At 61.3% G+C, this 15,190-nt stretch carries 10 protein-coding genes; 9 read left to right on the top strand and 1 reads right to left on the bottom strand.

Annotation, left to right across the window (positions count from 1 at the left end):
- Positions 1 to 25: 25 nt before the first annotated feature.
- Together ACFPN2_RS34130 and ACFPN2_RS34125 are read left to right on the top strand one after the other, a co-directional pair.
- Entirely contained in the window at positions 26 to 2,122 is a 2,097-nt protein-coding gene (locus tag ACFPN2_RS34130; protein WP_380605123.1) for a TonB-dependent receptor, read from the top strand.
- Positions 2,123 to 2,141: 19 nt separating this feature from the next.
- The gene (locus ACFPN2_RS34125) at positions 2,142 to 4,280 is read left to right on the top strand and encodes a prolyl oligopeptidase family serine peptidase (RefSeq protein ID WP_380605121.1); all 2,139 of its coding nucleotides are present in this window, start codon (positions 2,142 to 2,144) and stop codon (positions 4,278 to 4,280) included.
- Positions 4,281 to 4,328: 48 nt separating this feature from the next.
- Here ACFPN2_RS34125 and ACFPN2_RS34120 read toward each other — a convergent pair whose 3' ends face one another.
- Positions 4,329 to 4,997, bottom strand: a complete 669-nt coding sequence (locus tag ACFPN2_RS34120; RefSeq protein ID WP_380605119.1) for a TetR family transcriptional regulator — start codon at positions 4,995 to 4,997, stop codon at positions 4,329 to 4,331.
- A gap of 104 nt (positions 4,998 to 5,101) precedes the next feature.
- Here ACFPN2_RS34120 and ACFPN2_RS34115 point away from each other — a divergent pair, with 104 nt between their 5' ends.
- The 7 genes from ACFPN2_RS34115 (at position 5,102) to ACFPN2_RS34085 (ending at position 15,180) form a co-directional block, all read left to right on the top strand.
- Positions 5,102 to 6,283 carry an efflux RND transporter periplasmic adaptor subunit gene (locus ACFPN2_RS34115; RefSeq protein WP_380605117.1) on the top strand — a complete coding sequence of 394 codons (1,182 nt, stop codon included), beginning with the start codon at positions 5,102 to 5,104 and terminating at the stop codon, positions 6,281 to 6,283.
- Position 6,284: 1 nt separating this feature from the next.
- Positions 6,285 to 9,425 (top strand): efflux RND transporter permease subunit, encoded by a 3,141-nt coding sequence (locus ACFPN2_RS34110; RefSeq protein ID WP_380605114.1) that lies wholly within the window; start codon positions 6,285 to 6,287, stop codon positions 9,423 to 9,425.
- Between the two features lie 2 nt (positions 9,426 to 9,427).
- Positions 9,428 to 10,834, top strand: coding sequence for an efflux transporter outer membrane subunit (locus ACFPN2_RS34105; protein WP_380605112.1), 1,407 nt, complete (start codon positions 9,428 to 9,430; stop codon positions 10,832 to 10,834).
- Between the two features lie 19 nt (positions 10,835 to 10,853).
- Positions 10,854 to 11,426 (top strand): TetR/AcrR family transcriptional regulator, encoded by a 573-nt coding sequence (locus ACFPN2_RS34100; RefSeq protein ID WP_380605110.1) that lies wholly within the window; start codon positions 10,854 to 10,856, stop codon positions 11,424 to 11,426.
- Positions 11,423 to 12,526 carry a DUF3187 family protein gene (locus tag ACFPN2_RS34095; protein WP_380605109.1) on the top strand — a complete coding sequence of 368 codons (1,104 nt, stop codon included), beginning with the start codon at positions 11,423 to 11,425 and terminating at the stop codon, positions 12,524 to 12,526. Before ACFPN2_RS34100 ends, ACFPN2_RS34095 begins: the two co-directional genes overlap by 4 nt.
- Positions 12,527 to 12,541: 15 nt before the next feature.
- Positions 12,542 to 13,477 (top strand): LysR family transcriptional regulator, encoded by a 936-nt coding sequence (locus ACFPN2_RS34090; protein ID WP_380605107.1) that lies wholly within the window; start codon positions 12,542 to 12,544, stop codon positions 13,475 to 13,477.
- A gap of 119 nt (positions 13,478 to 13,596) precedes the next feature.
- Positions 13,597 to 15,180 (top strand): PepSY-associated TM helix domain-containing protein, encoded by a 1,584-nt coding sequence (locus tag ACFPN2_RS34085; protein ID WP_380605105.1) that lies wholly within the window; start codon positions 13,597 to 13,599, stop codon positions 15,178 to 15,180.
- Positions 15,181 to 15,190 lie beyond the last annotated feature (10 nt).

Genomic DNA, 15,190 nt, shown 5'->3' with positions numbered 1-15,190 from the left:
ACACTGACGCAACGGGGAGCTTTGTATGCTTGTTTCCTCCGATCGACTCCAGTCCGCGATGCTCGCGGTTGTGCTGGCTGTACCCGCAACCCATGTACAGCAAGTCGGCGCAGCCGAGACTGCCACGGCTGAAGAGCCCGCCGTGCTCGGCACCATCATCGTGACTGCACGCAAACGCGATGAGCGACAACTGGATGTTCCGATCGCCATGAATGCAGTGACCGGCGACCAGATCGAGGCCATGGGGCTGCGTAATGTCGTCGACGTTATCAATACCACACCTGGTGCAACGTCGATCGACAACGGCGGTGGCTTCACACAAGTGCAGATTCGCGGCGTGTCGAGCTCGTTGGGCGGCAATGACAACGGCTACTATGTGGATGAAACGCCGTTCACCGGTGTCACGGTGCCGTGGTATCCCGATACGCGCTCCTTCGACCTCGAGCGCATCGAGATCCTGAAGGGCCCGCAGGGGACATTGTTCGGCGAAGGTTCCATGGGCGGCACTGTGCGCATTCTCACTCGCAAGCCCGTGTTCAATGAGTTCGGCGCCGGCGTGGAGCTGGATACGTCGACCGTCAGCGACGGCGGCGATGGCTGGGGAGCCAAAGGCTATGTGAATGTGCCGTTGATCGACGATCGACTGGCGCTGCGCGTGGTGGCGACCGATGAAAGCACGCCGGGATGGATCACCAACGCCGCAACAGGTGAGAAGAACCTCAACGAGAATGACATCCGCACCTGGCGGTCCAAGCTGCGCTTCGCGCCCACCGATCGCTGGAGCATGGACCTGTCCTACTGGAAATATCGCTCCGAAACCGATTCTTCCCAGAACAGCTCTTACGACGATCTCACCGAAATATCCTTCCTGGCGGGCGAGAATGAATGGGACTCGGCCAGCCTCAGCTCCACGTATGACTTTGCCGGCTCGCAGCTGGTCTACACCTTCTCGGATGGCAACATCGAGATGGGGAATCAAGGCGATCTCGCGCCAGGCCTGTCCTATCGCGGTGATATCGAGATCGGCGTGCGCACGCACGAGCTGCGACTCGCCTCGACCGGCGAGCGTCGGCTCGACTGGACGGTCGGCTACTACCTTCGCGATGCAGAGCGCATCGACGCGATCGATGTGCCGGCGCTGGGGCTCAACAGTAAATCGCGCCAGACCAACGAAGCCTATGCCGCGTTCGGCGAAGCCACACTCAAGTTGCCCGATCCGGCATGGGCGATCGGCGTCGGCATTCGATACTTCGAAGACAAAGTGGATGCCGTCGATAGCGCCGCGGGCGGACCCGCGTCGACGTTGAACGCAAAGTTCGATAGCTGGAATCCACGCGTGAGCCTTTCATACAAACCCTCTGCGAAGGCGACTTTGTATGCTTCGGCCGCGCGTGGCTTCCGTTCCGGGCAGCTGCAGCCGATCAGCTCCATCCTGCTCGGTCAACAGTTCGGGGTCGAGCTGCCGGTCGCCATCGATGCGGACTCGATCTGGACCTATGAGCTGGGCCTGAAGTCGGTGCTGATCGAGGACACACTGCTGTTCGAAGGCGCCGTGTTCCATAGCGATTGGAAGGACGTGGCGGTGCGCGTCCCCATCACGCCGCAGATCAACGGCCTGACCAACTCAGATGGCACTACCAATGATGGCGTGGAGCTGAGTGTCACCTACACGCCGAGTCGGGCGCTGACGCTGCAACTCGGTGGCAGTTACATCGATGCGACGTATTCGGAGGATGTGCCCGGTACGCCGTTGCAGAAGGGCACGCCCGTCTACAACGTTCCCAAGACGAGTCTGCACGCATCGGCGTCGTATGGATGGGACATCGGCGAGAGCCTGCGCGGTACGGTCAACGGCAACATCAACCATGACTCCAGACGTGAGACGTCGCTGACCGCCGGCTCTCCTGGCGATCCCATCACATTGGCCAGCCTGCGCGTGGGGCTGGAGTCGATGCAGGGCTGGGCAATTTATCTCTACGGCAACAACCTCACCAATGAGGATGGTGCCATCAACGCGCGCGGCCCCACCGAGTTCGATGGTAGCGGCAAGTTCCTGCGCTACGGCCCCGCCAACCGCCCCCAGCCGCGCACCTTCGGGGTGCTGGTTCGCTACGAGTACTAACAAAATTCGAGGATGTGACATGAGAAAGATCTTACGCACGACCTTGTGCGGTCTCGCGTTGGTGACGCAAATCAACGGTGTCTCGGCGCAGACTGGCGACGACCTTCAATGGTTGGAGGAACCTCATAGCGAACGAGCCTTGACGTGGGCACGCGAAGCCACCGCGCAGTCGCGCACTCGGCTGAGCGCGTTTCCCTCGCACGCAGCCGTTGCCCAGGAGCTGAAGACGACGCTCGCTGGGGCGCCCGCCGAGGCCGATCAGTTCCCATTGGGCGAGCGGATGGTTCGTTTCTACCGTGATGCCGCTCATCCCTACGGACTGTTGCAAACTGCGCCCCGTGATGCGAAAGGCGGCGCAGGCACATGGAAGACTGTGCTGAATGTGGCCGCGCTACGCGAACGCGAAGGTATTCCGTTCGAGTTGCAGGCTTACCAACTCGGGTCGTCCTGCCTGGCTCCGCAGTATGCGCGGTGCTTGCTCCGGCTATCGCCGGGCGGCGGCGATGAGGTGGAAATTCGTGAGTTCGACCTGAGCAAAGGCGACTTCGTCACGGGAGGATTTCGCGTCGGCAAGTCGCGCGCCTTTGCGGAGTGGATGAGCGCCGACCAGCTGCTGGTCGGGCACACGCTGGGGGACTCCCCCAAGACGCAGGCAGGATGGCCGGCGGCCTTCCGCCTTTGGAAACGAGGACAGCCGCTGGCATCGGCTCGCATCGTGTATCAGGGCAAGCCGTCGGATGCGATCATCCAGATCTCCACGACGGGCTCGGGAGCCCGGACACAGGGAGTCGTCAATCGCGCGATCGACTACTCGACGTTCGAGATCTCGCTGATCGACGGCCAGGGCCAGCGGCGGACGTTGGCATTGCCGCAGTCGTTGAAATCCATGGCTGCGCTCGCATCGACCCAGCGGCATCTCATCGTGCAACTCGCGAAAGACACGGTCATCGAGGGCAAATCATACGGTGCGGAGACTGTCGTTGCTTACGACGTTGACGCGAGTGTTCCGGAGGCGCGGCGGGTCTCGACTGTTTATAGGCCCGCCGAAGGAGAATTCCTGGATCCGGCGTTTGGCGGAATGGCGGCCGACGGCGATGATGTTTATCTGGTCGTCAGTCACAATCTGCGCCAGCGCGTGATCGCCGCGCGTGCTGACAAACAAGGACGCTGGAGTGCGCAGGATGTGATGACCCTGGCCGCGGGTGATTCGGTATCGTTGCGTGCGGAGGCGCACGATGGCCGTGGAATAGTGGCGGCCGTCGATGGATTCGTCACACCGCGCAGCCAATACCTCTTGCGAAGTAACGGCGATCGCCAGCTCTTGGCTCAAGATCCGTCGTTGATCGATGCCACGCGCTTCACCACCGAAATCGGATCAGCCCTTTCCAAGGATGGCACTTCGGTGGACTATTTCCTGCTCCGTGCGCGCAAACCTCGTGCAGAGCCGGTGCCCCTGCTGATGACGGGCTATGGCGCATTCGGGATTTCGTTCAGGCCTGGCTATTTCAACAACGTCGTCGGCGGTCCTGCGCTGAAGCTGTGGCTGGAACGTGGTGGCGCGCTCGCTATCCCCGCTATTCGCGGCGGCGGCGAACGCGGTTCGGCCTGGCACGAGGCGGCGATCCGCGAGAGGCGTCAGAACTCGTACGACGACTTCATTGCCGTCACCGAACATTTGATCAAGACAGGCGTCGCAGCGAAAGGTCGCATCGGCATCTTTGGTCAGTCGAATGGCGGTCTATTGACTGCCACGCTGGTCACGCAGCGGCCGGATCTGTTCAATGCCGTGGTGAGCGATGTTCCGCTGACCGATTTGATCCGCATGCGCTACATGGGCATGGGAGCGGCGTGGATGAATGAATACGGTACTCCTGACGTGCCTGCGGAAGCCAAGGCCATGTTGGCGTACTCGCCGTACCAGAATGTGCGCAAGGGAACGAAGTATCCTCCGATCCTCGTCACGATCTCGACCGAGGACAATCGGGTCGGGCCGGGTCATGCGCGCAAGTTCGCGCATCGCTTGATGGATGCGGGTGCGACAGCTTATTTCTATGAGGACGAAGAAGGTGGCCACGGCGTCAGCGACGCCTTGCGCAACCCGGAGCTCATGGCGCTGCGGATGAGTTTCTTGATCGATACTCTGATGGGAACGGAGTGAATGAGCGCGGGATCAAGCCGCCGAGAGGCGGTTTGATCCCGGTGCTGCTCACGCCCTGTGTGCCACTTTTCGCGGCTCGTTCCGGCGGGACGTGGAATGGGACTCGACGGCGAAACTGTTCAACAAGGTGTCCACCATTGCCAGGCCATCCCGTTGCAGCGATATCAGCTGCGGAGTGAGCAGCCATTCCCGGATCAGGCCGCTGATGGCACAGCGAAGCGCCATCGCACAGACCGCAGGATCCAGCTCCGCGCGCAACTGTTTCAATCGCTTGGCATGTGAGAATGCTTCTTTCATGTGCTCGTGAAACTGCGTGGCGCCGCGCTGTTCTCGACTCAGAATAGGGCGCGTTTCTTCGGCGAGCTCACAGTGAAGATAGGAGATCTCCACCGCGTTACGGGTATGCGCGTTGTGAGTGAGCTCCTCGAACACGGTGACGTGGAATTGTCGCAGCGCCTGTAGCGGCTGATCGCCATTGCTCGAGGCGATCTTGTCGAGCTGGCTGATGAACGGGCTCTCGACGCGCTCCATCACCCCCTCGAACACTTCCAGCTTGTTGGCGAAGTGCCAATAGACGGCGCCGCGGGTATGTCCCGCTTGCGCGGCGCTGTCGTCCAGGGTCGTGCGAGCGACGCCTTTTTTCAGAAAGCACAGCTCCGCCGCGTCGAGGATGGAGGAGCGGGTCGCTTCGGCGTCTTCTTTGGTCTTGCGAGCCATGAATGTGTCGGGCGTCTCAGATTGAGCCCCGATCTTAACCGGTGGGTTGATATACATACAAACGTGTATGTATAATTAATGAACCTGATACCTGTGGTGATTCCGTGCCCCGTCCATCGACCCGTTTCGTGGCGTTTGCCAGCGCCATGTCTGTCGCCTTCGTGCTTGCCGGATGTGCAAAAGAGGCGCCGGCGCCGCCACCTGCGCCCGATGTCATCGTCGAAACCGTGCAACGGAGCGACTTGCCGCTGGCATTCGAGTACCCGGCGCGCGTGGCGGGTTCGCGTGTGGTCGAAGTGCGGGCACGTGTCAGCGGCGTGATCGTCGAACGCAAATATCGCGAAGGTCAGCCGGTGAAGGCGGGCGATCTCCTGTTCCGCATCGAGCCCGACAACTATCGGGCCGCTCATGAGCAGGCCGGCGCGGAAGTTCAAATGCAGCGGGCCGCGATCACGCAGGCCAAGAGCGACTATGAGCGTGCCAAGGCGCTGGTCGCTGAAGGCGCCGTCAGCAAGCGCGAATACGATCAGGCGGAGGCGGCTTTTCTAAGAGCCCAAGGGGGCCTGGCCGCCGCCGAAGCTGCGCAGAAGATCGCGCGGTTGAATCTGGATTACACCGAGGTGCGCTCGCCGGTCACGGGCGTGGCGAGTAAAGAGGCGGTCACCGTCGGCAATCTCGTGAATGGCGCGGCGACGGCGGGCGGCGATTTACTGACCACCGTCATTCAGGCCGACCCCGCTTACGTGGAATTCTCGATCGCTGAAGCTGAGCTGCTGCGTCTTCGCGAACTGCTCGAGCGGAACACCAAACAAACGCAGTATCCCGTGCGCATCGTGCGCGGCTCGACCTGCGAAAGCACCGGCAAGCTCGATTTCGCCGATACGTTCGTGAATACCAGCACCGGCACCGTCCGGGCACGCGCCGTGTTCCCCAACCAAAGCGGCTGTCTGGTCTCGGGCCAATATCTCGCCATTGAATTGAGCGGCGTGCACATCGCCGACGCATTGGCCGTCTCGAAAGCGGCCGTATTGTTTGCGCAGACCGGTCCGATGGTCTGGGTCGTCGGCAACGACAACAAAGTGAGCCCGCGACCGGTGAAGATCCAGGAGAGCTGGCGCGATCGTTGGATCGTGCAGGAGGGCGTGCAGCCGGGCGAGCGAGTCATCGTCGAAGGATTGCTGAAAGTGCGGCCGGGCGTCGAAGTCGTCGCGCTGACCAAGGAGCAAGACGCTGCCCGCAAGGCCGCCAAGGATCAGTCCGCCGCTGACGCGGGCAAGGGCGGCTGAAATGTTTGCTGAGTTTTTTATTCGTCGGCCGATCTTCGCGACGGTATTGTCGATCGTCATTGTGATCTTGGGGCTGGGGGCGATGGCGGGTCTGCCGGTCGCACAGTATCCGGAGATTCTGCCGCCGCAGATTACTGTGAACGCGACGTACTCCGGCGCCGCCGCCAACGTCGTGGCAGAGACCGTCGCCGCGCCGCTCGAGAACCAGGTCAACGGTGCGACGGGCCTGCTCTATATGAATTCCTCGAGCAGTTCCGACGGCCGCATGACGTTGACGGCCACGTTCAAGACCGGCACCGATCCGGACGAGGCGCTGGTTGAAATCAACAATCGAATCGCCGCCGCGACGCCGATGCTGCCGGAAGAAGTGCGGCGCTTGGGCGTTACGGCGCGCAAGTCGATGTCCAGCATCCTCGGCCTCGTCGCGATTCAGTCGCCCGATGGTCGTTATGACGACGTCTTCCTCAACAACTACGCGCTACTGAATATCGTCGATGAGTTGAAGCGCGTGCCCGGCGTGGGCGATGCCATGCTGTTCGGCCTGCGCTATTACTCCATGCGCATCTGGATGGATCCGGATCGCATGCGTGCGCTGGGCATGACGCCCTCGGACATCATTCAAGCATTGCGCGATCAGAACGCGCAGCTGCCGGCCGGCAGCATCGGTGCGCCGCCGCTGACGGAGCCGGTGAACTTCACGTACACGATGACGACCAAGGGACGTTTGAATACGCCCGAGGAGTTCGGTCAGGTCGTGCTGAGGCGCGACGCCGATGGCGGCATCGTTCGCATCAAGGACGTCGCCCGAGTCGAGCTCGCCGGACAGAACTACAACTTCACTTCGCAGTTGAATGGCAAGGCGGCGGTGCCGGTCGCCGTGTTCTTGAGTCCCGGGGCCAATGCACTCGAAGCGATGGATGCGGTCAAGAAGCGCGTTCACGAGTTGAGCGGGGCGTTTCCCGATGGCATCGAGTACAGCGTCCCCTACGACACAACCGAGTTCGTTCGCATCTCGATCAAAGAAGTGGTGAAGACCCTCTTTGAAGCCATGGTGCTGGTGTTCGCCGTCGTGTTCCTTTTCCTGGGAAATTGGCGCGCAACCTTGATTCCGAGCCTGGCCGTACCGGTATCGTTGATCGGCGCCTTCGCCGGCATGGCGATGCTCGGCTTCTCGATCAATACATTGACGCTGTTCGGCCTGGTGCTCGCCATCGGCATCGTGGTCGACGACGCCATCGTGGTGCTCGAAAACGTCGAGCGCATCATGCATGACGAGCATTTGTCGCCGACCGACGCGACTATCAAGGCCATGCAACAAGTCACCGGGCCGGTGGTCGCCATCGTGCTGGTGCTGTGCGCGGTGTTCGTGCCGGTGGCATTCGTCGGCGGCATGAGCGGTGTCATGTATCGGCAGTTCGCTATCACCATCGCCGTCTCGGTCGCGATCTCAGGGCTGGTCGCGCTGACACTGACGCCGGCGCTCTGCGCGCTGCTGCTCCGACCGGGCGACAAAGCGCAGTGGAAGTTGTTGGACCGCTTCAATGAATGGTTCGCCAGGCTCACAGGTCGATACACGCAAGGCGTGGCCTACCTGCTGCGTCACACCGCGCTCACAATCTGTTTATTCATTGCGATCGGGATCGCGGCGGCATTGCTGTTCCGATCCGTGCCTGCGTCGCTGTTACCGAATGAGGATCAAGGCGTCGCCATCGCTGTGACGAGCCTGCCGGATGGCGCGTCGTTGAGTCGCACGCAAGCCGCGGTCGATCACTTGACCGAGTACGAGACTCAACACCCCGATGTCGATCGGGTCGTGAGTCTGGTGGGCTATGACATGCTGACCGGTGCGCTCAAGCCGAACGCGACGACTCAGTTCGTGCGCTTGAAAGATTGGAAGGAGCGTCCGGAGGAGCATCAAAGCTCCGAAGCAATCGCGGCCCAATTGATGGGCGAGGGCGGCAGCAAGGTGCGAGATGCGTTCGTGCTCGGCATCAATCCGCCGCCCATCCCCGGTCTCTCGACGACGGGTGGCTTCGAGCTGTACATCGAAAGCCGCGTCGGCGCCGACTATCGAAAGATTGCCGAGGTCGTAGGCAACTTCATCGCCAAGGCGAACCAGGATCCCAAGCTGCACGGCGTGACTACGATGTTCAGCGCCAATGCGCCGCAGATCCATCTGAACATCGATCGCGACAAGGCGGCGCAAATGGGCGTGAGCCTGACGCAGCTCTTCCAGGCGACGCAGGCGACCTTCGGTGCGTTCTACGTGAACGACTTCAATCGCGATGGACGAACTTATCAAGTGCAGTTGCAGGCCGAGGGCTCGGCACGCGATGAGATCGAGGACCTGCGCAATGTCTCGGTGCGTGCCGACAGCGGCGAGCTGGTGCCGCTGAACACGCTGGTGACTATCGAACAGGACATCGGTCCGGAGCAGGTCGAGCGCTTCAACAGCTTCCCGGCCATCAAAGTGCTGGGCGATCCGGCGCCGGGCGTCGCACCGGGCGAGGCGATCGCAGCGATCGAACGGATCGCGGCGGAGACCTTGCCGCAGGGCTACACCGTGGCCTGGATCGGATCGGCGTATCAACAGAAACAAGTGTCGGCGTCCGCGTCCTTCACGATGGTGGGCGGCTTGTTGTTCGTGTTCCTGATCTTGGCCGCACAGTACGAACGCTGGTCACTGCCGATGGCGGTGATGTTGTGCATGCCATTCGCATTGTTCGGCGCCGCGCTCGCGGTGCTGTTACGAGGGTTGACGAACGATCTGTATTTCCAGGTCGGCTTGATCACGCTCATCGGCTTGTCAGCGAAGAACGCGATCTTGATCGTCGAATTCGCGGCTGAGAACGTTCGCGCGGGCATGAGAGTCAAGGAGGCGGCCCTGCTCGCGGCCAGGCAGCGTTTTCGTCCCATCGTCATGACCTCGCTGGCGTTCATTCTCGGCGTGGTGCCGCTCGCCATCAGCGCCGGCGCCGGTGCGAATGCGCGCCATTCCATCGGCACGGGCGTCATCGGCGGCCTGCTGATGGCGACGCTCGTCGCGACATTCTTTATTCCTTCCTTCTTTCGCTGGGTGATGCGCCGTGAAGAGCGGCGTGAGACCGTCGTGCCGGCGAACGCCGTGTCGCAGGAGATCTAACGATGCGACGAACTATTATCGCCATCGCGATCGCCTCGCTACTCAGTGCTTGTGCGCAGATGCCGGAACGCAATGTTCCCTCGGACGTGCCGGGCATGCTGCCGGATCGATTCACGAACGTGGTCGCAACGCCGGATACCGGGACATCTCCAACCTGGTGGCAGGCCTTCGACGATCCGAAGCTGGCTGCACTGGTCGAGCAGGGCTTGCGATACAACAGCGATCTCATCGTCGCGGCGGAACGATTGCGCGAGGCTCGCGCAACAGTGCGCGCCGTACGCTCGGCTCAGTTGCCGGAGGTCAGCGCATTCGTTGGTGGCACTCGGCAGCGAACCCTGGTCACCGGCTTGCCTGATTCGGCGATCGTCGAGACGGGGGAGTATGGCGTCCAGGTCGGTTACGAAGTTGATTTGTGGGGTCGACTGGCTTCGCAGACCGCGGCCGAGCGTCAAAGATATTTGGCTCAGGGTTACACGTTAGCTTCGTTGCGACTGACTATCGCAGCAGAGCTGGTGCGTGGTTACTTGCAGGCGCAGTCGCTCTCCGAAGCACGCACCGTGCTCGAAGAAAACGTTCAAGTACTGGACGATCAACTGCGGCTGAGTCGTCGTCGCTACGACGTCGGTGCGATTTCGGAGCTGGACCTGCAGCGCTTTCGATCCGAGCTGGAGGATTCACGTGCGCAGCTCGCCGAGACCACACAGCAACTGCGCGCCGTGCAGCGAGCGTTGCTGCTGCTGACGGGGCAGCTGCCGACAGATGAGCGAGTTGCCGGAATCAATATAGAAAGTGAAGAACGCCCGCCCGCGGTATTGCCGAGTGTGCCAACAGGATTGCCATCGACGTTGTTGAATCGCCGGCCAGACCTTCGGGCCGCGGAGGCGAATCTTGCTGCTGCCGGCGCTGATCTGAGCGCCGCTCGTCGTGCATGGCTGCCGACCATTGCGATCACCGGATCGGCGGGCGAGGTCTCAACCAATCTGTCCGACTTGTTCAAAGACGGCGGGAATGTCTGGTCGGTCGCGGCGAACGTCACCCAGGCGATATTCGATGGCGGGCGGCGTAACGCTGCGATCGAGATCAGTGAAGCGCGTCGCGATCAGTTGGCAGAGTCGTATCGCGCGACCGTCCGTCAGGCGTTCGGCGAAGTGCTCGATGCTTTGGATGCGCGAACAGCGGCTGATGCTGTGTATCGAGCTCGCAGTGAGCAGTCCGATGCGCTCCGCACAGCGTTGCGGCTCGCGCAGCGCCGCTACGATGAAGGCTATTCCGATTATCTCGGCGTGCTCGATGCGCGCCGCAGCCTGCTCCAATCTCGATTGGCCGTGGCCGAAGCGCGACGCAATGGTGGTGCCGCGTATGTCGACCTGGTGTTGGCCGTCGGCGGTGGCTGGAGTGAATCGACGTGACGATTGACGCGAGGGAATATTGAACCAGCAAGGCGCCAGACACACGCATCGTTCCGGCACGAACAGCTCACGCCGTGAACAACTCCTCAACGCGGCGGCCCGACTGATTCTGGAGAAGGGCGCCGGCAATCTGACACTGGAGGCCGTGTGTAATGCCGCTCATGTGAGCAAGGGCGGACTGCTGTATCACTTCGACAGCAAGACCGCGTTGCTCGAAGCGCTCGTGGACGATCTGACCGCGCAGCTGGCAAGAGAGGTCGATGAGCAGCTGTGTTCCGATTCGGTTGAGGGTGTGGCCGGCGCCCGTGCCTATCTTCGGGCAATCGCTCAGATGGGTGAGTTGCCGCGGACTCAGCAACTCTGCAAGGCACTGACGTTTATTTGTGCCGCTCATCCGGAATATGCGGATCGAATTCGCGAGCGCGTGGGTGAGCGATCCCGGCTGGGTTGGAGCAAACAGATGCCGCTGGAAGAGCTGCATCTACGTTTGCTCGCGGACGGTCTTTGGCTCGCGGATCTCTATGGGTCTTACCAGATTACTTCCGAGCGTCGCGTTGAGCTGCTTGAGCTGTGCGGATGCGCGTCCCTATGATCAAGCCGCTCGTCATTCTCTTTGTGGCGCAGGCCGCGGTGCTTGGTTGCTCGCCGGCGATGGGGGCCGAGGCGGGCGAATTTTATGAGCTGCTGCGCGCTCGCGATCAGACGCCGTTCGGCTTTCTGCGCCTCGACATGCGGCCGGCCTACGCAGGCTCTCTGGAGAAGGGCGAGACGGCGTTTGAAGTCGAGGTGGGCTATCAGAACACCTGGGCTTCGAGCCCGAACGTCGAAAAATATCTCACGAGTCTGGAATCGCAGGGGCGCAGAGCACTGGGCGCGGCCGAGTTGCAGGCGATCCGCGATCTTCCCGGGGAAAATTATCTCGTGGATCTCGAGTCCGCGACCCTGGATATCATCGTTCACTACAAGTTCGCGGAGCACTGGACCGGATATTTGATCGCGAGCGGTGTGTCGTATCAGGGCGGGTTCCTGGACAGCACGATCGAGAGCTTTCACGACGCCTTCGGATTCAGCTCGTTCGGGCGACCGGCAGTCCGTAAGAATCAGATCAACTACATCTACGATCTCAAAGGCGCCCAACTGGCCAGCCTCGATGCTCCGAGCGATGGTGGCGTTCTGGATCCGACCCTCGGCGTGCGCTACGCCGGCTGGGGGCTTCCGGACCGATGGGCGTTGTCGTTGGAAGCGGCGGTCAAGGTGCCCGTCGACGGGACGCGTCAGATGCTATCCACCGGTCATTACGACTATGGACTGCAAGCATCGCTGCAGCGACATGGCGATCGTCACGCGGTCTACGTCGATGTCGCGGCTGTTTACTATGGCGGCACCGACTTTCCGGCGCGGCAGGACGCTCAGGTGATCCCCACTCTAATCGTGGGCTATGAGTATCGATTGACGCCGACGACTAATATCAATCTCCAAGCCTATGCGAGCACGAGCGCGGACTCGAAGCGCCTGACCGATCTGGATGAGCTGACCGGCAACAAATATCAATACAGCCTGGGCATCCGCCATCGTCGCGGCCGTGCATTGCTGACGTTCGGCGTGACAGAGAATGTTCAGAACCTGAATAACACGCCTGACATCGGCTTTCAGCTGGGCATTGCGTATCTGCCGCTGCGGTCTCAAACGTAACTGGAGACGCAGCCAGTGGATCGCTATGAGGAGATGCTGACGTTCGTGCAGGTGGTTGAGTCTCACAGCTTCGTCGCTGCCGCGGAAGTGCTCGGCATGTCGCAGTCGGGTGTCAGCAAGGCTGTGAGTCGCCTGGAGGAGAGTTTGGGCGTTCGACTTCTGAATCGAACGACGCGTCGTTTGAGTCTGACCGAGCAGGGTGGCAGCTTCTATGACCGCTGCAATGAGGCTCTTCAACATCTGACTCAGGCACAGAATGAGGTCGAAAAGTCGCGCAGCGTGGCTCGCGGAACGCTCAGCTTGAATATGCCGAGCTCCTTGGGGTGCAAGATCATCGTTCCGGCATTGCCCCGCTTCATCGAGCAGCATCCCGAGCTGTCGGTGAAGATCAGTATGAGCGATCGTACCCTCGACCTGGTGCAGGAAGGCATCGATGCGGTGCTACAGATCGGCACATTGCGCAACTCCAGTTTGGTCGCACGATGCGTAGGACATTTGCACGGAGTTACGTGCGCCTCGCCGGATTTCATCGAACGCATTGGCGGCAAGCCTCGCACGCCTGCCGATCTCAAGCCCGAGCAATGTATCGCCATGTTCCGTCCCGACCGCAGACAGCCCCGTGAATGGATGTTCCGGCGCGGGAACGAGGCACATACGATTGTTCCGTGCGCGCCGTTGTCTTTCAGCGATCCAGAGTCGGCCGTCGCTGCTGCTGTCGGCGGCGCCGGCTTCGTCCGTACTCTGGACTTCACAGTGGAGGCGCAGATCGCCGCCGGCTTGCTACAACCCGTGCTCGAAGATTGGAACGAAGGCGCGAGCTGGCCAGTATCGATCTTGTATCCTCACCGCCAACCGGCAGCCAAGATTCGTGCGTTCGTCGAGTTCGTGACGAGCTTGTTTCCGAGTGCCGCTGTCCGTGCCAGGGCCCAATGTTTCGCCCGAGGTCCATAACCAGGTCGGCGGGGGCTGGTCGGCGGAGTTGAGAACCATTATCATGTGGCGGAGTCGCTCCCTACATATATATGTAGCCGCTGGGCCGCGCACCGATGAAGAACGGATTTCGCCAATGCATGGCTTGGCTGCATACCTGGACCGGGCTGGTGCCGGGCTGGGTGTTGTATTTCATGTTCCTCACCGGCACGGCCGGGTATTTCGATACCGAAATCGATCGGTGGATGCAGCCTGAGCGGCCGTTACACACACAGTGGCCGCCACTCGAACAGACCGTCGAGAGGGCACTCGCGCACCTCGAACAAGTGGCGCCGAAGGCTGAGCAATGGTTTATCAGCCCGCCACAAGGACGAGAGAACATCGACTTGCGGCTGTTCTACCGGTTGCCGGCGGTCAACGGCGAGCGAGGGGGCAGTGGTAGCGAGACATTAGATCCGCTCAGCGGCGAGCCGGGGCAGTATCGCGAGACGGGTGGCGGGCAGCTGCTGTATCAGATGCACTATGAGTTGCATTATCTGAACAGCGATCTCGCGAACTGGATCGTCGGCATCTGTTCCATGTTCATGCTGGTGGCGATCGTGACCGGCGTGATCGTTCACAAGAAGATCTTCAAGGATTTTTTCAGTTTCCGCCCCGGCAAGCAGCAGCGCTCCTGGCTGGATGCGCACAACGGCCTGAGCGTGCTGGCGCTGCCATTTCACGTGATGATCACGTTCTCCGGACTGATGTTCTTCGGGTTCATGTACATGCCCTGGGGCGTGCTTGCGAACTATGGGAGTGGCAAGCAGGCGGAGCGAACATTTCTGGAGGAAGCGCTCGGACGGCAGCTCAACGTGCCGCTAGCTGGCGTGGCGGCGTCGCTCGCGCCGCTCGGCCCGATGCTGGCGCAGGCCGAGGGTCGATGGGGTGAACATCAGGTGCGCTCGATACAAATCCTCAACCCCGGGGATAGCAGCGCGCGTGTGGTGATCACTCGACCGCTTCACAGTCCGATGCGCAGTCCCGAGCGAATGATCTTCGACGGTGTGAACGGGCGATTGTTGGAAATGCCCCCGACGCTCGCGAGTGCACCTCAAGGTGTGCATGACACGCTGCTCGGATTGCACGAGGGACTGTTCGCCGGTCCGGGCTTGCGATGGTTTTATTTCTTATCTGGCGTGCTCGGGACCGCCATGGTGGGCACAGGCCTGGTGTTGTGGACGGTCAAACGTCGCGCTCAGCAGACGAAACGGGCCGCGCCGGGATTCGGGCTGGCACTGGTCGAGCGCCTGAACGTCGGCACCGTGGTCGGTCTGCCCATCGCGGTGCTTTGTTACTTTTGGGCGAACCGCGGATTGCCGGTGACACTCGAGCACCGCGCTGCCTGGGAAGCGCATACGATGTTCATTGTGTGGGGCCTGATGCTGTTGCATGCTCAGTTACGACCTGCGCACCGTCTATGGTTCGAGCAGTTCGCCATCGCTGCAGGCCTGTGCCTGCTACTGCCGCTGGTCAATGCACTGACGACAGATCGTCACCTTGGTGTCACCTTGCCACAGGGTGACTGGGCGCTCGCGGGCGTCGATCTGACCATCCTCGCTTTCGGTGCAATATTTGCGCTGACCGCATTCAAACTTCGCTCGCGGGCTCGGCTCGCTGATAACGAGCAACGGGGCATGGATGACTCGTCAATGAGCGACCTGCTGACCCGCGCCGACCGCTGACAGTGCGACG

Source organism: Steroidobacter flavus (genome assembly GCF_042651805.1).
GTDB classification, from domain to species: Bacteria; Pseudomonadota; Gammaproteobacteria; order Steroidobacterales; family Steroidobacteraceae; genus Steroidobacter; species Steroidobacter flavus.
This window is presented reverse-complemented; position numbering and strand designations above follow the sequence as displayed.